The organism is Chryseosolibacter histidinae, assembly GCF_018598225.1.
In the GTDB taxonomy this organism is placed as follows: Bacteria; Bacteroidota; Bacteroidia; order Cytophagales; family Cyclobacteriaceae; genus Chryseosolibacter; species Chryseosolibacter histidini.
In genome coordinates, this window is sequence record NZ_JAHESF010000061.1 from 1 (window position 1) to 18,575 (window position 18,575).

Consider the following 18,575-nt stretch of genomic DNA (forward strand, 5'->3'; position numbering starts at 1 on the left):
GCTCAAGGTCGCGGATCTCGTTGTTGGCATCGAGCATCTCGGCGGGCTCCATAAAAACGGTCTGGCCCGTAGCCGATTCGTCGAGGATAAATCCTTTCATCTTTCTTTTGTGCTCCGCATGGATGGGGATCACCACCCTGCCTTCACGCACCGTGGGCAACGCTCCTTCCGGCACCCATTTCTCTGCCACCGCCGTTCTGAAGAGCTGGTCTGCCAGCTTGCGAAGACGGTTCTGCTCTTCACGCAATCTTTTCCTGATCCTGCCCAGCTCGTCACTGGCCGAATCTTTTACCATGCCCTTGTCATCGATCTTCGACAGGATCAGCTGCGGAAGCTGCCCTGTAATGGCAACGGGCTCCGACAACTGATGCAGCTGCGGATAAAGCTCTTTTGATTTGATCAGGAAGTTCTTCGCCGCAAGAATGGTCTCCAGCGCCTGAGACATCTTCAGGAATTCTTCAGCCTCCAGGTAGCTGCCTTCCAGGGCGATACGTTTCAGCCACGTTTCGGCATCGAAAAAATGCTGCGACGGAAACCCTTCACCTTTCTCCATGATCTGCCTGAACTCCAGGCTTTGCCGGAGCAAGATCCTGATGAACTCGGGGTCGGTGCTGAAGCGCATGCGGTCTACCCACGCCGCACCGGCTGCTGAAAGGCAATACGATACCAGCCGCTGACGGATCTGGTCAACACCTAATTTCTGTTCAAGGGTCTCAGGAAAGATCATCGCGTTGAAGATGACGGGGATATGCGCTGCTCACGCAACTGGAGGGAGTCGACCAGCATGCCGTAGATCTTTTCCAGCTCACGCGGCCGGTCAGTATAATAATCGATGGATCTTCTAAAAACGGAATCAGGCACGCCTGTGGCATCAAAGACCTTTCCCTGTACCAGGTCAAACACCTGTGCGGCAGAATCGCGGGCAAGCGCCAGGCTGTTCACCTTTTCTTCGGCTATATAGATCTCCGCTAGCACCTTTACCATTTCGTCCTGTGACAAAATATCATCCGGTTTTTTATCTGCCCCGCCGCACGAAAAAACAAGGGCAAGGGACAGCAGGATCCCATATCTGATACACATAAATTTCAAAACACCGTTCACCAGCTTTTAATCACTATTCTCCCGATTGGGTGGCGCAAAATACTCATATTTATCCTATTTTTGGCCGTTTCGCCAGGTCAATGGCAAAGATCGAACCATAAATCGGCAACGTTTTGAGAGACATTCTGAAGAAGCTGAGGAAGTATGAGATCCAGATCCGCAAGGCTATCAACAGCCAGATGCAGGGCGATTTTCATTCTATTTTCAAAGGCTCGGGTCTCGAGTTCGACGACGTACGGCCTTACCAGTACGGTGACGACATCCGCACCATCGACTGGAACGTTTCTGCCAAAGGTCACGGCACCTTTGTAAAAACCTTCCGGGAAGAAAAAGAGCAAACGGTATTTTTCATCCTCGACGTAAGCGCTTCTGAAGATATCGGAAGCCCGGGCCGTACCAAAGCCGATATCGGTAAGGAGATCTGCGGCGTGCTGGCGTTGTCTGCCGGCAAAGAATCGAGCCACGTGGGCCTCATCTGCTACTCAGACATCAAAGAAAAATACCTGAAGCCCGCCAAAGGGCATTCGCAGGCTTACGAGATCATCGCCGCCATTGCACGGCTGAAACCCAAATCGCTCAAAACAAACCTGAGCAAGGCGATCTCTTTTGCGCTCAATACCATCAAACGCAGAAGTGTGGTGATCCTCATCTCCGATTTTATCGATGAGAAATACGAGCACAATTTGAAATCGCTTGCCCGCCGGCACGACCTGGTGGTGATCCACATCAGCGATAAACGGGAAACAGGATTGCCCAAGCTTGGTATCATTCCCATCGAAGATAAAGAGTCGCACCGCACGTTGTGGATCAATACTTCGTTCGGCGATTTCCGGAACAAGATCGTGAAGCGGTACGAGAGCCGTAAAGCGGAGCTGGAAAAATTCAGCCGCAAGCACCAGATCAACTTCATCTCACTCGATACGGACGAAGACTATGTGCCGAAGCTCCTGAAATTGTTTAAAGTGAGGAATAAATCATTGAAAACAACATGAGTACCAGTAGGCAGTTGGCAACAAGCCCACCTTCGCCAAGGCTTCGGCGGGCAAGCGGTAGGCAAATGGTGAATCGAAGTACGCTGTTACTTATCTTGGTAATAAGTTGTTTCTCAGCCGTACGGGCGCAGAATGTAAAAGTGCGCGGAGGCTTTTTGTCAGACAGTCTGATGATCGGTGAGCAGACCGCTTTTTATCTTTCGGCACATTATTCCAGCGACCTGAATGTGCTATTCCCTGACTCGACCTTTGACTTTAAACCCTTCGAATACCAGAAGCGGAACTATTTCGCTACACGCACTGAAAATGGCGTGAGCGCAGACAGCGCCGTGTATTATTTCACCACTTTTGAAGTAGACCGGGCGCAGTTTCTCGAGCTTCCCGTATTTGTAGTGCAGGCTCGGGATTGTACGGTGTTTCAGTCGCCACGAGATAGTGTGCTCATCACGCAGCTGGTGGCGCATGTTCCCGATACGGTGTCTGCCGACAAGCTGCCGCTGAAGATGAACACGGCTTATCAGAAAGTTTTTTTTCAGTTCAATTTCTGGATCCTGCTGATCATCGCCGCGGTGCTCATTGTGGCCGGTGTGGTGGTCTGGATCTTCTACGGCAAAAAGATCCGCGCTTATTTCCTGGCAAAAAGACTCAGGCGAAAACATTTCCAGTTCGTCAATACTTACAACATCATGCTCACGCAGCTGCAGTCCACATTCTCGTCCATCACAACGGAGTCTGCACTGTCTGCCTGGAAAAAATATATGGAGCAGCTTGAGTCACGTCCTTATACCAAGCTTACCACCAAAGAGACCTTTGGGCTGATCCACGATGAAGGGCTGGCCAACAACCTGCGCACCATCGACAGAGCCATCTATGGGCACGATACATCGGTGGTGGGCGCGCTGGAAAGCCTGAGAACATTCGCAGATCAGCAATTCGCGAAAAAACTGACGGAGGTGAAACATGGACAGTGAGCTTATGGACCCGTGGTATACGCTGGAGTGGTTCATGCCCTCCACGTTGAAAGCCTTCTCGTGGGAGTACCCGATATTTTTCTACCTGCTACTGGCCGTACCGTTGCTTTTTGTGGTGCGCTGGCTGCTGCGGTATTATTTCAACCAGAAGCTGCCGGTAGCCGTATCACAAAAAGACCTGGCCGCGTCGCCGCTCAACCTCATCCGCCTGCTGCCGGAATTCCTGCTGATGCTGGCGCTCATGCTTATTGTCACAGCGCTGGCCCGCCCGCAGAAAACAAACGAAAAAGTAGAGCAGTGGACGGAGGGTATCGACATCATGATCGCCCTCGATATCTCGCAGTCGATGCAGATCGAAGACTTTACCCCCAATCGCCTGGAAGCCGCAAAAAAAGTGGCGCTCGATTTTATCAAGGGCCGGTTGCAAGACAGGATCGGCCTGGTGGTTTTCTCCGGCGATGCATTTTCGCTGGCACCGCTCACTACCGACTATGACCTGCTGCGGTCGTACATCAACGAGATCAATTTTGAGATGATCGAGAACCGGGGCACTGCTATCGGCAGCGCTATGGCCGTGGTCACCAACCGCATGCGTGAATCCGAGTCGAAATCGAAAGTATGCATTCTGCTGAGCGATGGCGACAACACCGCGGGAAACATCGACCCCATCACCGCCGCCGAGCTCGCCTCAGCTTACGGCATCAAGGTTTACACCATCGTGGTAGGCAAAGAAGGCCTGGTACCTTATGGAAAGGATTTCTTCGGAAGGCCCAACATGATCGAGAACACCGTTGACGAGACCACGCTTCGCAAGATGGCCGACATCGGCGGAGGCCAGTTCTTCAGGGCCACCGACAACCAGGCGCTGGTGCAGGTATTCTCCAAGATCGATCAATACGAAAAAGCGGAGATCAAAGAAACGCGGTTCAAAGACACTTCTGATTATTACTTCATCTACCTGCAGTGGGCTGTATCGTTCTTCCTGCTGTGGCTGCTGCTGAAGTCGACGTTCATCAGTAATGTGCTGCAGGATTAGCGTCACGAAAGGTTTCCCGCAGATTACGCGGATCAACGCAGATTTAATTTTACGGATCTACAACTTTGGTCGCTATTAGACGCGATAACCTTTCAACGGTTTTCACTGCCCAGGTATTGTCAATTAATATCGTCTGTTGGATTTAATCTGCGAAAATCTGCGGGATCAGCGGGAAACCTGCATTTCTACAACACGTGGAAGTTATCCGCCATAAAGATCAGGCGGCCGCCGAAGATGAGCATGACCAGGCCCAGCACGAGGTTCATAGTACGGATGAAGCGGGGCGTCAGTGCCTGGCGCAGCTTATCGGCAAGTTTGGCCTTGATGACATCGGTAAGAAAAACGGTGCACACAATGGCCACGAAGAACGGGATCGCCTTTCCGGGTGTAACGTAGCCGAGCTTGGTGGTGGCCACGCCAACGGTGCCGAGCCAGAAGACCAGTACCATGGGCGTGAGTCCGTTGATGATAAAACCTTTTACGATCAGCTTATAGGGGCTTTTGGCCTGTACGTTCTGCGGGTCGTAATGTGCCAGCTTGCGGCTTTTGATCACGAGGTAATAGAAACCCATCACCAGCAGCACACCGCCGCCGAAGTACGCCAGGTATTCCTTGAAATTTCCCTGATCGAAAAACTGGTACACACCGAGGTAACAAACGCTGATGTAAAACGCATCGCTCAGTGAAACGCCGATGGCTACAAAAAAGCCGCTCCAGAAACCGCGCTCGATGCTGGTTTGCAAAATGGTAAAGAAGACCGGGCCGATCAGAAATGCCAGCACGATGCCGGAGGCGATACCTTTAAGAACGCTTTCCATTAGATCTTGCTGATAAGAAGGTTTTCCACTCCTCCAGCTGGGTTTTCTTCATCACGCGGGGGAATTTATTTTGTCCGCCCACTTTGCCTTTCGACTCCATCCAGCTATAGAAGGTCTTCACAGGAAGAACATCGACAAATATCTCCTTCAGGGCTGCGCTTCGTTCAACCGCATAATCGTCGTTCAGCACTTTCAAATGATGGTCGAGCTTTTCTTTGATCACTGCCGCATCTACCGGATCATCGGTGCCAACAAACCAGTGGTGAGCAAACAGCGAATCGTACGGAATGCCGGCTACAGTAAACTCCTGGATAGCAATGTTCAGGTCGTTGGCAACCAGCTCGATCGCCTTGTTCATATTATCCACCGACAGGTGCTCTCCACAAAGACTGAGGAAGTGTTTGGTCCGGCCCGTGATCACGATCTCGGCTTCTTCCAACGAAGTGAATTTGATCACATCGCCGATGAGATAACGCCATGCCCCGGCGCAGGTAGACAACAGCAGGGCATACTCCTTGCCTTCTTCCACTTCATCAATCATGAGCGACTCGGCTTCGGGCCTGATCTCTCCGTTGGCATCGAAGTTCTTATCCTCAAAAGGTACAAATTCATAAAAGATGCCGTTGTTCAGCACCAGTCTCATGGAGCGTTTGTTGGGATATGCCTGAAAAGCGATGAAGCCTTCAGATGCGAGATACGTTTCGATGTAATAAATAGGACGGCCCAACAGTTTTTCAAAACCCTTGCGGTATGGGTCGAACGAAACCCCACCGTGTACATAAACCATCAGGTTGGGCCAAATCTCGTGGATGTTCTTCACCCGGTGATACTTCAGAATTTTCTCGATGAGGATCTGGATCCATGCGGGTACACCTACGATGATACCGATGTCCCACTCGTTGGCGTTGCGGGCGATCTGGTCAAGCTTCACATCCCAGTTGCGGTTCTTGGCGATCTTTTTGCCCGGTTTATAAAAATGCTGAAACCAGAATGGAAGTCTGGCAGCCTGAATGCCGCTGAGGTCGCCTTCAAAGAAGCTGCCCCTGTGGTTGAGGTGCGTGCTTCCGCCCAGCATGAGGATGCCGGCTTCGAAAGCTTCGGGCTGCAGGTCGTATTTGGATAAGGTCAGGATCTGGCGTACGCTGGTTTTCTGAATGGCCTTCGTCATGTCTTTGGTGACGGGGATGTACTTCGAGGCGGCCTCGGAGGTACCGGAGCTCAGCGCGAAATATTTTACCCTGCCCGGCCAGCACACATTCTTTATACCTTTCTGGGCCAGCTTCCACCAGTCGTTGTACATTTTATTGTACGCGTGAATGGGAACATTACTCTTAAAACGCTTGTAAAAATCCTTGTCGCCCCTGCGGAAGCCATTGAGTATTTCCGGAAAATTGTAATACTTGCCAAACTCGGTTGCGCTGGCGGTGATGAGAAGTTCTTTCAGCTCCTTTTTCTGCAGGTCAAAAGGTGACGTGTACTCCTGTTCCAGCATTTCGCGGATACGGATTCCCTTTTTAAGCAATGTTCCAAGGATCGCCATATATGTTGTTCAGCACTTTGAGGGGTTAAAAATAGGCAGGAAATATCTATCCACCCAAATCATTAAGTCGCTTAGTATTACACTAAAATTACTTTAAACTTACACTTTAAAAGCCGGTTCATGAACATCAGGTCAAATATTACAGCGCTCCTGAAAGATCTTCCCGACACGTGCAGGCTTATTGCCGTCAGCAAAACACAACCCGTCGAGAAGGTGCTCGAAGCATACAACGCAGGCCACAGGAGCTTTGGCGAGAACAAAGTACAGGAGCTGGTGCCCAAATACGAGGCGCTGCCCAAAGACATCGAGTGGCACATGATCGGACACCTTCAGTCGAACAAGGTGAAGTACATCGCTCCTTTTGTGCACCTTATACACTCCGTTGACAGTGTAAAGCTGCTGGAAGAGATCGACAAGCAGGGACGCAAGGTGCAACGCATAATTCCATGCCTGCTGCAGGTTCACATTGCGCGTGAAGAGACCAAGTTCGGTTTTTCAGAAGAAGAGATCTCACAGCTGGCTTCGTCTGCCCAGCTGGCGCAATGGCACAACGTGAAGATTATGGGACTGATGGGCATGGCTACCTTCACCGATGATACCGGTCAGGTAAGAAGCGAGTTCAGAACACTGCGTTCCATTTTCGAAAAGCTGAAGGCCACAACGCTGCCCGCCCAGTTTCAGCTGGAGGTGTTGTCTATGGGCATGAGCGGAGATTACAAGATCGCTGTAGAAGAAGGAAGCACCATGGTACGGGTGGGCAGCGCCATCTTCGGCGAAAGAAATAAGTTATAACTTTTACCATCATCAAGATGAATCAGCGAACAACCATCCTTACGGGGATTTTTATGGCAGGGCTTGGCGTGGCTATCGGTGCTTTCGGAGCGCATGGCCTGAAAGAACTGCTGGCCAGAACCGGCAGGGCCGATACGTTCGAGCTCGCGGTCAGGTACCAATTCTATCATGCTTTTGCCCTGCTGATAACGGGGTTACTGATGGGCTCGTACCGCTCTTCGGCGATCCGTTACGCGGCCATGTTCTTTGCTGTGGGGATCCTGTTCTTTTCCGGCAGCCTGTATGTGCTGTCGCTTTCCGGAATAACTGTGCTGGGCGCCGTAACGCCGGTGGGCGGCGTACTTTTTATCCTGGGCTGGATCTTCCTTTTTCTGGCGGTGAGCAAAAAAGGATGAAGGATGACATCCTTTTGAAGGATGTCATCCTTTTTATATCGAATATCTTATCGCTGAGGATTCGTGTTCTTCTCCAATACATTGGTTGTAAAGGAGATCTGGCTTCCGTCAGCATTTACGGCATTAGAGATGATGGTTACAGGCTTGTTTTGTCTGCCGCTCTTGCCCGCGCTGTTGAAAGATACGGTAAGCTCACCTTTTCCGCCCGGAGGGATGGGATCCCGGGGCCAGCCTTTGGGTGTGGTACATCCGCAGGTAACCTGAACATTGGTGATGATCAGGGGCTCATTGCCTGTGTTGGTAAAATAAAAAGTGTGCTCGACTTTATCGCCCTGGATGATATCTCCAAAATCGTGGGTCTTCTTTTCAAAGGTGATCACAGCGCCATCTTTTTTCTCCGGCGTTTGTGTGGTGGTCTGAGCCAGGGCCTGGCCTGCAAGACCAATGACAAAAACCAAAAACAAATACTTTCTCATACTTTCAATTTTTTTCAAATTTAACCAGAATTTCGGCACAAAAATAATCAATTAAGCCATAAACACTTACCTGCCAGGTTTGCTCCGTTGCAACGCTATCTCTCTGGAAATATGCTTTTTAACGGAGATTATGGTGGCTATCGATAGGCAAAATGTATAAAAAGTAACCTGATATGGACAAGGAAGTGGCCAGGATTTACGGTAACAAGGTGAGGGTGAGGGCCTGCGGGGTTTGCTGGCAGGACGACCGTCTTCTTATGGTGAACCACGCCTCGCTGACCCCCACAGATTTCTGGGCCCCTCCAGGCGGAGGAGTAGAGTTCGGGCAGTCTATCGAAGAGGCGCTCAAACAGGAATTTGTGGAAGAAACAGGACTGAACATCACACCCCTGGAGTTCCTGTTCGGCTGTGAGTACATCGAGAAGCCACTCCACTCCATCGAGCTGTTCTATGCTGTGAAGGCTTACTCCGGAGCGCTGAAAACTGGCCACGACCCGGAGGTGCAGATCATCAAAGACGTGCGTTTTCTTTCGGCAGAAGAGATCGGGATGATCCCAGACCAGGAGCTTCACGGTATTTTCAGATTGATCGACTTACCTGCCGATTTAAAGAGTTTAAGGGGTTTTTTCAGGATATAAAGGGCTCTGTGTCTTCATTATACCCCATAAAATCTCTATAATTGTAAGATATAGCAAAATCCGTTTAACGAACAAGACTTGCAGACAGCCGCGCTCAATTACAAGCTTATAAAAAAGATCAAAGATGAGCGGTTTGATGAAGACCTCATCCACCAGTATTACCTGCTCATTCATATCGGTCAGCGCGACCTTCAGGTGGGCGTCGTCGATTCGCAGGAGAACAGAATGCTGTTGCTGGAAGATTATGTTTTCCCTGTGCAGGCCTCATCTCAGGAGCTGCCCCAGATCCTCGATCATTTGTTCGATGCACACGCATTTCTGAAAGCTGCCTTCTGGAAAGGCATCAAGATCTCCGTCAAGAATAATAAATTCATTCAGGTGCCAGAGGCCTTGTTCGTTGAAGAAGCGAAAGCTGAGTACCTGAAGTTCAACGCATACCTCGAGCCCGATGAAGAAGTGTTGTCCGTACTGAATGAGCGTAGCCGGGCCGTTACCGTGTTTGCTGTTCAGGCCGGACTGAGGCAGTGGCTCCATCAGCTGTACCCGAACAACACGCCGGTGTTCATGCACCAGTCTGCCGTATTGATCGAAGGCATCACGGAATTTGCCAGGAACAGGAAAGACGATCCGTTGTACATCTACGTGGACCGTTTCAAGCTTCACATCCTCTCGTGCAAACAGGGAAAGCTTCTCTACTACAATCAATTCCTCATCAAACAATTCTCCGATTACATCAAGTATATCATGCTTGTGATGAAGTCGCTGAAGCTCAGCCAGAGCAGCAGCCAGGTGATGCTGTGGGGATACATCGGAAAGAACTCGCCGCACTATCACGAATTCTACAAGTACATCAACAACGTGATCTATGGTCACCGCCCCAAGCACCTCGTGTTCGGGTACATGTTTGACGAGGTGCAGGACCATCACTTCTTTGATCTTTACAATATGCAGCTGGTGGGGAACTGAAAGTTTGAGGTTTGAAGTTTGAGGTTTGAAGTTTGATGTTACAGGTTTAAGGTTACAAGTTTGAAGTTACAGGTTTAAAGTTAGTATAGTCTGATGGCGGAAAAGAAGATTGCGTTGTTTCCGGGATCGTTCGATCCATTCACGAAGGGGCATGAAGACATTGTGCTCAGGGGGCTTCAGATGTTCGATGAGATCGTCATTGCCATCGGCTACAACAGCCAGAAGAGCTCACGTTACTTCGAGATCAATATGATGGTGGAACGTATCAAGGCAACTTTTGCGCATCTTCCTTCCATCAAGGTTCAAACGTATGCCGAGCTCACAGCCTCCTTTGCAAAAAAGCACAACGCAAAATTTTTATTGCGGGGCATCAGGAACACCACCGACTTCGAATATGAGAACGGGATCTCGCAGGTAAATCGTAAACTTTATGGCGAGCTTGAGTCTGTGTTTCTCATCACCTCACCGCAGTTTGCATGGATCAGCTCTTCCATTATCCGTGAGGTGCACCGCTATGGCGGCGAGGTGGCTGATTTTTTACCGTACAAGCTGTAACGGTCAGCGGGGAGACTTGACCTCCATCTTTTCGTAGAACTGCTCGAACACGTAGTTGATGGATTTATAAGAATGCTCGAGGGCATGATAAACTTCCTTGGGACTCATCCAGCGGATCTCTTCAATATCTTCCGTTAACTCAGGCCTCATGCGTGAGTCGTCAATGCTATCCATCACATACCACCGCGTCTTTTTGAGCATGGCATTTTTGTTCATGGTGTAGGTATGCCAGGTGGTGCAGATCTTCTTGCCGAGCTTTACGTTGATGTTGCATTCTTCTTCAACCTCGCGCACAGCAGTTTGCTTGTACTTTTCGTTCTTCTCCTTCTTGCCTTTCGGGAGGTCCCATTTCTTGAGGCGGTAGATCATCAGGAACTTATCTTTTTTGCGGATCAGCCCTCCTGCCGCCTTCACCACTTTGAATTTGCTGCGCAGGTAACTTTTAATGGCCTGGTCATCCTGCACAGAAACCATCAGCGTAAGCAGGCTGGTAGGCACCTTTGAGTTGAGAAAACCCATCAGGGTATCGAAATCCTGCACGCTCGCATTGTTCACCCACACGTGATGGATGAGCTTGGCCTGCGTAACAGGCTCTGTTGCAGCGTCTATAGTATGATTAAAACGGCCGGAATCTGGTTTGTCACCAGCCTTGAAAATTTTTACTGGAATGTCGTTAACAAAAATGACCATTCACCCTGAGCTAAAGATCCCCAGTCACAAAAGAACAAATTATTCTTAAGCTGGCAAGTACTTTATAAAATTTTTGGGGGCAGATTCCGCTAAAAATCTGTGCTTCAACGGTTCGATTGCACGATAAATTTTTCTGCAAGGAGATTAAAGTCTATTTTTGGGCCGGTATGCCAATCATTAAAGTTCAGTCAGAAACCGCCAGCAAAGTGGCGGAAATGCTTTTACAGATCGAAGCCATCAAGCTGAATACGGAAAAACCGTTCACCTGGAGCTCGGGCTGGAAATCGCCCATTTACTGCGATAACCGGCTTTCATTGTCTTATCCCGACGTGCGCAATGTGATCAAGGCCGGACTGATCAGCGCCATCCGGGAAAATTTTTTCACAGCTGAATCCATTGCCGGTGTGGCTACCGCGGGCATTGCGCAGGGCGCTATTATTGCCGATGCCATGAACCTGCCCTTTTTATACGTGAGGCCTAAGCCCAAAGATCATGGCATGGAAAACCTGATCGAAGGAAAGATCACGAAGGGCCAGCAGGTAGTAGTGATCGAAGACCTGGTTTCAACCGGAGGCAGCTCGCTGAAAACTGTTACCGCGCTGCGTGATGCAGGTTTCAAGGTGCTGGGCATGGTCTCCATTTTCAACTACGGGTTCGATATCGCCACACGCAATTTTTACGAAGCCGATGTATCACTGATCAGCCTGAGCGATTACAGTCACCTGCTCACCCAGGCCCTCAACGAAAAGTATATCACCGAATCGCAGATCACTTCTCTGAAGGCCTGGCGCGTTGATCCTTCAAACTGGAAAAAAGCCTGAGGAAAGGACCGATCTTACCCAGGACCGACGTACGGAAAGCCCCCAGCTGGCGTTTTATGATCAAAAGAGAACCCCCAACCAGGGTTTGGAAGGGTTAAATCCATTTAATACATTTACCGCAATTTATACCCCGCTATGCAAGAAATCCCTAAGAAAGTAACCGAAATACTGGTAGAAAAGCTCGGCATTGCAGAATCAGAAATTACCCCTGACGCAAATTTTGTTAAGGATCTTGGGATTGACTCACTGGACTATGCGGAAATTGTGATGGAATTCGAGCAGACTTTCGACATACGCATTCCCGACGATGATGCTGAAAAGCTTCAGACCTTTGGGCAGGCTGTGAAATACATCGAGGAAAAGATTAAAAAATAATCACAGCTTTTTTTCAGATTCAAAATAACTCCACAGGCGCGTAGCCTTTCCGGAGCTCTCTTTCAGAAAGGGTTTGGCCACCGACGGATTTGTAAGCAGCGCCAGGTTCCAGCCATTGCGCGTTTCATCCCACATCACCAGAAACTTCTCAGACCCGATGAGCATCACATCCATCTCGTATATCTCGTCCTGTTGTTTGTCATACAAGCCGGTGAACTGCAGCAGCACATGATCTTTCTTGAACAATTCACCTTTTTTACAGTCGATGCTGTTGAGCCTCATCAAAAGTTTCGTTTCTTTATTCCAGGCTTTGAACATCAGTTTTCTGGGTGTAAAAAAATCCATGTCCCTAAAAATTATTAACCTTGAGTTGTGAAGAACGAAGTTAACAAGGTATTATTCATTGTCAATAAGTATTCAGGCACTGGATATCAGCCATCAGTGGAGGGAAAGATCATCGAGGCCTGTGAACAGCAGGACATCGAATGCAGCATCGAGTTTACCCAGGGACGTGGTCACGCCACCGAGCTCGCCAGCCAGGCCGCCGCTGCCAACCAATTCAAATATATAGTTGCCGTGGGCGGCGATGGCACCGTTAACGAAGTAGCACAGGGACTGCTGAGAACATCCACCGCCATGGGCATCCTTCCCAAAGGCTCCGGCAACGGACTGGCAAGACACCTGCGCGTTCCCATGAACTTATCCGCGTCGCTGAAGTCGCTCTTCTCAAGCCAGCCGATAGACATGGACACTTTTCTGCTGAATGGAAAATTGTCGTTGAATGTTTCCGGCATCGGCTTCGACGGCCACATCGCCAACCTCTTCGGCAAAGAAAAGAAAAGAGGACTGCAGGGTTATGCGAAGCATGCCCTGAACGAGTTCATTCAATTCAAGGAGTTTGAAGTAGAGATCAATACAACCAAACAGCATCTCAGCCGCAAAGCATTTGTAGTGGCCATCGCCAACTCCTCACAGTACGGCAACAACGCGCGCATCGCTCCCGCCGCCTCTGTATGCGACCAGTTACTCCACATCAGCATCCTGAAAAAAGTACCCGCGTACCGGCTCGATTTTGTTTATGCTTTCTTTGCAGGAAAGATCCACCGCACCGCTTACTGCGAGATCGTTGAGACCGACAAGCTCACCATCCGGTTAAAGTCACCGGTGGCCTATCACATCGATGGTGAGCCCTGCGGCACCAACGACCAGTTTAACATCGAGCTTCTGCCGCGAACCCTGAAGATGCTGGTGCCCAGGCATACGCTTACCCCCTGAAGATCACATCCGGCCAGTAAACGCAGTATTAGACCAGTGCTGTAAATCCTCCTCAAAATACCACCTGGCGGGTTAAGACTTTCGTTTGCCAAATCCGTTAGATTTCGGGTAAACCAACCATTAACCCATATGAAAAAAATTTTAGCTATTGCACTCCTTGCCTTCGTAGCAGGTAAGGGTTTCACGCAAGGTCTTACGCTGCCCCCCAGCGGCGACAACCAGAAAGCCAGCGTCACACAATGGATCGGTCCTGTTTCAGTGACCATCAACTACAGCAGCCCCAATGTGCATGCACCCAACGGCGACGACCGCAAAGGACATATCTGGGGAGAGCTGGTTCACTACGGTTTTATAGATCAGGGCTTCGGTTCTTCGAAAGCTGCACCCTGGCGGGCAGGTGCCAACGAGAACACCACCATCACCTTCTCGCACGACGTTAAGATCAGTGGCAAGGATCTGAAAGCCGGCACGTACGGACTTTTCCTCGACGTTGAAAAAGACGCAGCATGGACCTGGATCTTCTCCACCAACGCCAAGAGCTGGGGAAGCTACTACTACGATCCGAAAGAAGATGCGCTGCGTGTGCAGACCTCACCCGAAGATGCAACCTACACCGAGTACCTCACCTTTGCATTCGACAACCGCGAAGCAAACGCAGCCACCGCCTACCTGCAATGGGAAAACAAACGCGTGCCTTTCAAGATAGACGTGCCCAACATCAATGACCTTTATGTGGGCATCATGCGTAACGAGCTGCGCAACAGTGTCGGTTTTGATTACAGGAACATCCAGGCTGCAGCGCAGTTCTGTGCGCAGAACAAGATAAACCTTGATGAAGCTTTGGTATGGGCCGATGCTGCCATCAACCCGCCGCTGGGCCGCGAAGAATTCGGAACGTTCCAGACAAAGGCCACCGTGCTGCGCGCGCTGAAAAAAGATGCCGAAGCTGAAGCCCTGATGGATAAAGCGATCAACCACGCTACCGCCAACGTACAGGCTGTACATCAATATGGAAGAAGCCTGCTGGCGGAAGGTAAAAAAGAAAAAGCGCTTGAAGTGTTCAAGCTCAATCGCCAACGCAACCCCGACGATAAGTTCACCACCATTGTTGGGCTCGCACGGGGTTATACTGCGGTAGGCGACACCAAAAATGCGATCAAGAATTGGGAGCTTGCCATCAAAAATATTCCTGACAATCAGAAGCAGTTCCTGAATGTGTATGAGGCGGAGCTGAAGAAATTGAAGGGCGGAGCGTAGTCATTCTCAAAAAGCCCCAACGGGGCTTAATATAGATAGCCCGCGGTGAAGCCGCGGGCTATCAGGAAATACCGCGAAATGCGCCACGCTTCAATCGTAAATCCGTGTGATGTCCTGTCATGGCGCATAGTGCAGGCACCATGATCAAAGAGCGTATGTTACGTGCCAAAAATTGCATCGCTCGCTCGATTTCCTATGGCACGTGAAAAATGCCAAATACACAATAGCCACGGGTTGAAACCCGTGGCTATTGATATTAAGGCCCTTCAGGCCTTCGTGTTTGTGATCATTTTAACAGTGCTCCATTCTAATGAAGCTCTTCTCTTAATACCGAACTTAGTCACTGCTTGATTTCCCCAGCCACGAAGCGGTGATCTCGTTGAGCACATCTACTTTACGCCTGAAGTCGCCTTTGATACGGTCGCGGATCTTCTGCATGTTGTCGAGCAGCTGGTTGGTGTTGTCGGGAAGCACTTCTTCGAAATATTCGCGCATGCGTTTGGCAATGGTCGGTGATTTGCCATTGGTGGAGATGCCGATCTTAAGGTTGCCTTTGGTTACCACCGAGCCGAGGTAAAAATCGCACAGGTCGGGTGTGTCTGCCACGTTCACCAGTATTCTTTTCTTTCTTGCCTGAATGCGGATGCGCTCGTGCAATGCTTTGTCGTCGGTAGCCAGGATCACCAGGTCTTTGTTCTGAAGGTCGCGGATGCGGAAGCTGCGCTCGTTCAGAAAAATATACTTGGATTGTGACGCCAGGTTCCTGATCTCGTCACTGATCTTCTCCGCCACCACGGTGATGCGCGCCGCAGGACTGCTCTTCAACAGTCCGGAGATCTTTTCAAGTCCCACGTTACCTCCGCCCACGATGAGGGTATGCAACTCCTCTAATTTCAGAAAGATCGGGAAGAGGTTATTGCGCTCTTCTGAATTTTCCACTGCTGCCATGGTTAAGGATTACTGAAAAGCGGAGACCTGACCTTGCATTCTGGAAGCCAGCGTTTCTACAAATGCCGAGAACCGGACCACTTCACCTACCACGATGATGGCGGGTGCACCGATCTTCTCCTGCCTTGCACGCTCAACGATGGTTGAAACGGTGCCGGTAACTGAACGCTGGTCTTTCAACGTTCCGTTCTGTACCACGGCTACGGGCGTTTGCTCTTTTCCATTGGCGCTGAAAATGGTCATGATCTCTTCGAGCTTGTTAAGGCCCATCAATATTACAACGGTAGCCGTTGAACGGGCTGCCAGGGCAACATCGTCAGAGATAGCCCCCGCCATGGTTGTGCCGGTTACCACCCAGAAGCTTTCACTTACGCCCCGTGAGGTCACCGGAATGTTCATGGCTGCAGGTACTGCGATGGCGCTGCTGATGCCCGGAACTACGGAAGTGGTGACACCATGGCGTGCGGCGAATTCGATCTCTTCAGCCCCACGTCCGAATACGAAAGGATCTCCTCCTTTCAGTCTCACCACGTGTCCATAAAGATACGCAAATTCAACGATCAGTTCGTTGATCTCGTCCTGTGTATACGAATGTTCTCCCGCACGTTTTCCTACCGACAATGCAGGTGTTCCTACAGGGATGTACGCCAGGATCTCTTCAGAAACGAGCGCATCGTACAAAACAATATCTGCCGCCTTCAGCGTGTTGATGGCCTTCAGGGTAATGAGCTCAGGATCGCCCGGGCCGGCACCAACAAGCGTCAGCCTCGGTTCTTTATGAAATGAAAAAATGGTGGTCATGATCTTGATATCGTTTCCTTTTCACTGCCCCTGAATGCAAAAACATCCTCCATGAACTTCTTCGAATCAGCCCGGTAGCTGATGGCAAAAGTTTCAGTAGGCTCATTCTTATTGATCCGCAGCACGTATTCTTTAAAATTATCGAAAGCAAACAAACCCGTTGCCACAAAATGAGTCTGGAAATCATTGAGGGTCTGGATCTGGGTGCTCGGCTTCACGTCTACCGTCAGCAACAGGGCTTTCGCCGTATTGATGAAGGCGCTGTAGCTGTGGTAGATCGAGTCTGCGTATAGTTGTTTATCGAGTGCTTCTTTCGACCAGCCGAGCTTTTCTTCTGAATCAAAAAGCAGGGTGGATACAAGGTCTATGATAACGCCCGCACACTCGCCCACGGCTGTGTGCAAAACGAAATTGTGCTCTTCACCCCAGTCGATATATTCGATCGGAGAGGTCGCCGTAACATCGCCCAGTGGTTTCAGCAGGCCGTAGAAATGATTCCTGCCAAGGCGTTTATAGTAGTCATGGTAGTATTCTCCTTCCAGCGCGTTGGTCTCGTAGTCGTCGAGCAACAGGCGCAACGCCTGGGGACCACGCCTGCTCGGGATCTTGAGGCCGAGCTTGTCGGAGATAATGCCATCGCCGCCCGAAAGTTTGGCACCCCCCAGCAGCACCACCAGCGCCGGCAGCACTTTGCCTTGCTTGTCTTTGATGGTGCTTCCGTGGAAACCGATGCTGGCGAGCCCGTGCTGACCGCATGAGTTAGGGCATCCGCTGATCTTGATCTTGATGTCGCTGTTGTAAATAAGGTCGGGATACTCTTCTTTGATCACACGTTCAAACTCCAGCGAGATCTTGGTGCTGTCAGAGATACCGAGGTTACACGATTCAGTTCCGGGGCATGCTGTAACATCGCCTACGCTATCGAATCCCGGCTCTGCAAGGCCAAGTTTGTCAAGCGCTGTATAAAGATGCTTCAGCACCTCTGGTCTCACGAACCTGATCAGGTAACCCTGGTTCACAGTGATGCGCATCTCGTGCGAAGCGAACGCATCCACAACGTCGGCAAATTTCCTGGCGAGGTCTGAAGAAAGATTGCCTACGGGAAGTTTAACGTACACTCCGAAAAATCCTTCCTGCTTCTGCTTGATCACGTTGGTATCGAGCCACCGCTGATATTTTTTCTCATCGGCCACCGTGATCTCTTGCACAGGTATCGCCTCGGGAATATGGGGCGCTGGATACGATTCGTAATCAATTTTATAGGACTTATGCCTGGTTGCCTTTTTCTCTTCTTCTACCAGTCTCATGAGCTCGGGCAGTCCGATCTCGTCAAGCAGAAACTTGAGGCGTGCTTTCATCCTGCGGTTGCGTTCGCCATAGCGATCGAACACGCGCAGCACGGCTTCGGTAAAAGGAATAAGCTGATCTTCGTCCAGGAACTCGTAGGCGGTCTGCGCCAGGTACGGATTGGCACCCAGGCCTCCACCGATCACTACCTTGAAGCCTCTCCTGCCCTGCTGGATGCGGGGGATCAGACCAAGGTCATGAATGAATGCGTAAGCGGTATCGTCGTCGCTGGAAGAGAACGCGATCTTGAACTTCCTGCCCATCTCCTGGCAAACAGGGTTGCGGAGAAAATATTTGAATACCTCGTAAGCGTAGGGAGAAACGTCGAACAATTCATTCGGGTCGATGCCTGCTGTAGCTGAGGCCGTGATGTTGCGCACGGTGTTGCCGCAAGCTTCGCGCAGGGTGATCTCATCCTGCTCAAGCTTGGTCCAGAGCTCCGGTGTACGGTCTAGGCTCACAAAATGGATCTGGATGTCCTGGCGGGTGGTTGCGTGAAGATTGCTGCTGGCGTATTCATCGGAGATGTCAGCAATTCTGCGAAGCTGTTTGGTGGTGACCTTGCCAAAAGGCAGTTTGATGCGCACCATCTGCACGCCGGGCTGTCGCTGGCCGTAAATACCGCGAACGAGCCTCAAGCTGCGGAATTTTTCTTCATCGATCTCGCCGTTGCGGAACAACCTGATCTTTTTCTCCAGGTCAACGATGTCGCGCGCCACCACCGGGTTGTTCAAGTCCTCTAGTTCTGTTCGAAAGCTTTGCATTGTTGCTGTTTTTTTGG

21 protein-coding genes and 1 pseudogene are annotated in these 18,575 nt (G+C 50.4%); 12 read left to right on the top strand and 10 right to left on the bottom strand.

All coding sequences use genetic code 11. From position 1 onward, the window contains the following. A pseudogene (locus tag KK083_RS30295) lies at positions 1-727 on the bottom strand (endonuclease MutS2); the annotation flags it as partial. Then, the gene (locus KK083_RS30300; RefSeq protein WP_254169906.1) at positions 724-1,080 is read right to left on the bottom strand and encodes a DUF4296 domain-containing protein; all 357 of its coding nucleotides are present in this window, start codon (positions 1,078-1,080) and stop codon (positions 724-726) included. The pseudogene KK083_RS30295 and the gene KK083_RS30300, both read right to left, overlap by 4 nt. A gap of 134 nt (positions 1,081-1,214) precedes the next feature. On the opposite strand from KK083_RS30300, the gene KK083_RS30305 reads away from it, so the two are divergent. The 3 genes from KK083_RS30305 (at position 1,215) to KK083_RS30315 (ending at position 4,100) form a co-directional block, all read left to right on the top strand. After that, positions 1,215-2,093: a DUF58 domain-containing protein gene (locus tag KK083_RS30305; protein WP_254169907.1), complete on the top strand. Its 879-nt coding sequence runs from the start codon at positions 1,215-1,217 to the stop codon at positions 2,091-2,093. A 155-nt stretch (positions 2,094-2,248) separates the two neighbouring features. Next, complete coding sequence (locus tag KK083_RS30310) at positions 2,249-3,064, top strand: hypothetical protein (protein ID WP_254169908.1); 816 nt, start codon at positions 2,249-2,251, stop codon at positions 3,062-3,064. After that, positions 3,054-4,100, top strand: coding sequence for a vWA domain-containing protein (locus KK083_RS30315; protein ID WP_254169909.1), 1,047 nt, complete (start codon positions 3,054-3,056; stop codon positions 4,098-4,100). The genes KK083_RS30310 and KK083_RS30315 overlap by 11 nt, the downstream gene beginning before the upstream one ends. Before the next feature lie 185 nt (positions 4,101-4,285). On the opposite strand, the gene KK083_RS30320 is transcribed toward KK083_RS30315, so the two are convergent. Together KK083_RS30320 and KK083_RS30325 are read right to left on the bottom strand one after the other, a co-directional pair. Next, positions 4,286-4,918 (bottom strand): LysE family translocator, encoded by a 633-nt coding sequence (locus KK083_RS30320; RefSeq protein ID WP_254169910.1) that lies wholly within the window; start codon positions 4,916-4,918, stop codon positions 4,286-4,288. Further along, on the bottom strand, positions 4,902-6,458 hold the full coding sequence (locus KK083_RS30325) for a GH3 family acyl-acid amido synthetase (protein ID WP_254169911.1): 1,557 nt from the start codon (positions 6,456-6,458) through the stop codon (positions 4,902-4,904). Before KK083_RS30325 ends, KK083_RS30320 begins: the two co-directional genes overlap by 17 nt. A 120-nt stretch (positions 6,459-6,578) precedes the next feature. Here KK083_RS30325 and KK083_RS30330 point away from each other — a divergent pair, with 120 nt between their 5' ends. Next, complete coding sequence (locus tag KK083_RS30330) at positions 6,579-7,250, top strand: YggS family pyridoxal phosphate-dependent enzyme (RefSeq protein WP_254169912.1); 672 nt, start codon at positions 6,579-6,581, stop codon at positions 7,248-7,250. Positions 7,251-7,267: 17 nt separating this feature from the next. After that, complete coding sequence (locus KK083_RS30335; RefSeq protein ID WP_254169913.1) at positions 7,268-7,645, top strand: DUF423 domain-containing protein; 378 nt, start codon at positions 7,268-7,270, stop codon at positions 7,643-7,645. A gap of 47 nt (positions 7,646-7,692) precedes the next feature. Here the strand turns inward: KK083_RS30335 and KK083_RS30340 are convergent, their stop codons facing one another. After that, positions 7,693-8,121 carry a DUF1573 domain-containing protein gene (locus KK083_RS30340; RefSeq protein ID WP_254169914.1) on the bottom strand — a complete coding sequence of 143 codons (429 nt, stop codon included), beginning with the start codon at positions 8,119-8,121 and terminating at the stop codon, positions 7,693-7,695. Between the two features lie 173 nt (positions 8,122-8,294). Here KK083_RS30340 and KK083_RS30345 point away from each other — a divergent pair, with 173 nt between their 5' ends. The 3 genes from KK083_RS30345 to coaD all read left to right on the top strand — a co-directional run bounded on the left by KK083_RS30345 (position 8,295) and on the right by coaD (position 10,280). Beyond that, positions 8,295-8,759, top strand: coding sequence for an NUDIX domain-containing protein (locus KK083_RS30345; protein WP_254169915.1), 465 nt, complete (start codon positions 8,295-8,297; stop codon positions 8,757-8,759). Between the two features lie 78 nt (positions 8,760-8,837). Beyond that, on the top strand, positions 8,838-9,725 hold the full coding sequence (locus KK083_RS30350; RefSeq protein WP_254169916.1) for a DUF3822 family protein: 888 nt from the start codon (positions 8,838-8,840) through the stop codon (positions 9,723-9,725). A 93-nt stretch (positions 9,726-9,818) separates the two neighbouring features. Beyond that, on the top strand, positions 9,819-10,280 hold the full coding sequence (gene coaD, locus KK083_RS30355; RefSeq protein ID WP_254169917.1) for a pantetheine-phosphate adenylyltransferase: 462 nt from the start codon (positions 9,819-9,821) through the stop codon (positions 10,278-10,280). 3 nt (positions 10,281-10,283) lie between these two features. Here coaD and KK083_RS30360 read toward each other — a convergent pair whose 3' ends face one another. Continuing rightward, complete coding sequence (locus KK083_RS30360) at positions 10,284-10,970, bottom strand: NUDIX hydrolase (protein WP_254169918.1); 687 nt, start codon at positions 10,968-10,970, stop codon at positions 10,284-10,286. Between the two features lie 167 nt (positions 10,971-11,137). Between KK083_RS30360 and pyrE the strand changes: the two genes are divergently transcribed. Both pyrE and KK083_RS30370 read left to right on the top strand, forming a co-directional pair. Then, positions 11,138-11,791, top strand: coding sequence for an orotate phosphoribosyltransferase (gene pyrE, locus KK083_RS30365; protein ID WP_254169919.1), 654 nt, complete (start codon positions 11,138-11,140; stop codon positions 11,789-11,791). 135 nt (positions 11,792-11,926) lie between these two features. Continuing rightward, positions 11,927-12,166, top strand: coding sequence for an acyl carrier protein (locus KK083_RS30370; protein ID WP_254169920.1), 240 nt, complete (start codon positions 11,927-11,929; stop codon positions 12,164-12,166). On the opposite strand, the gene KK083_RS30375 is transcribed toward KK083_RS30370, so the two are convergent. Then, a complete protein-coding gene (locus KK083_RS30375; protein ID WP_254169921.1) occupies positions 12,167-12,511 on the bottom strand; it encodes a YopX family protein in 345 nt (114 codons plus the stop codon). A 27-nt stretch (positions 12,512-12,538) separates the two neighbouring features. Here KK083_RS30375 and KK083_RS30380 point away from each other — a divergent pair, with 27 nt between their 5' ends. Together KK083_RS30380 and KK083_RS30385 are read left to right on the top strand one after the other, a co-directional pair. Then, entirely contained in the window at positions 12,539-13,441 is a 903-nt protein-coding gene (locus tag KK083_RS30380; protein WP_254169922.1) for a diacylglycerol/lipid kinase family protein, read from the top strand. A 129-nt stretch (positions 13,442-13,570) separates the two neighbouring features. Further along, a complete protein-coding gene (locus KK083_RS30385; protein WP_254169923.1) occupies positions 13,571-14,698 on the top strand; it encodes a DUF2911 domain-containing protein in 1,128 nt (375 codons plus the stop codon). Positions 14,699-15,034: 336 nt separating this feature from the next. Here the strand turns inward: KK083_RS30385 and KK083_RS30390 are convergent, their stop codons facing one another. From KK083_RS30390 to KK083_RS30400, 3 genes are read right to left on the bottom strand one after another with little or no spacing between them, the layout of a single operon-like run. Further along, positions 15,035-15,646 (bottom strand): precorrin-2 dehydrogenase/sirohydrochlorin ferrochelatase family protein, encoded by a 612-nt coding sequence (locus tag KK083_RS30390; protein WP_254169924.1) that lies wholly within the window; start codon positions 15,644-15,646, stop codon positions 15,035-15,037. Between the two features lie 9 nt (positions 15,647-15,655). Then, entirely contained in the window at positions 15,656-16,447 is a 792-nt protein-coding gene (gene cobA, locus KK083_RS30395; RefSeq protein WP_254169925.1) for a uroporphyrinogen-III C-methyltransferase, read from the bottom strand. After that, the gene (locus KK083_RS30400; RefSeq protein ID WP_254169926.1) at positions 16,444-18,558 is read right to left on the bottom strand and encodes a nitrite/sulfite reductase; all 2,115 of its coding nucleotides are present in this window, start codon (positions 18,556-18,558) and stop codon (positions 16,444-16,446) included. The genes cobA and KK083_RS30400 overlap by 4 nt, the downstream gene beginning before the upstream one ends. Positions 18,559-18,575 lie beyond the last annotated feature (17 nt).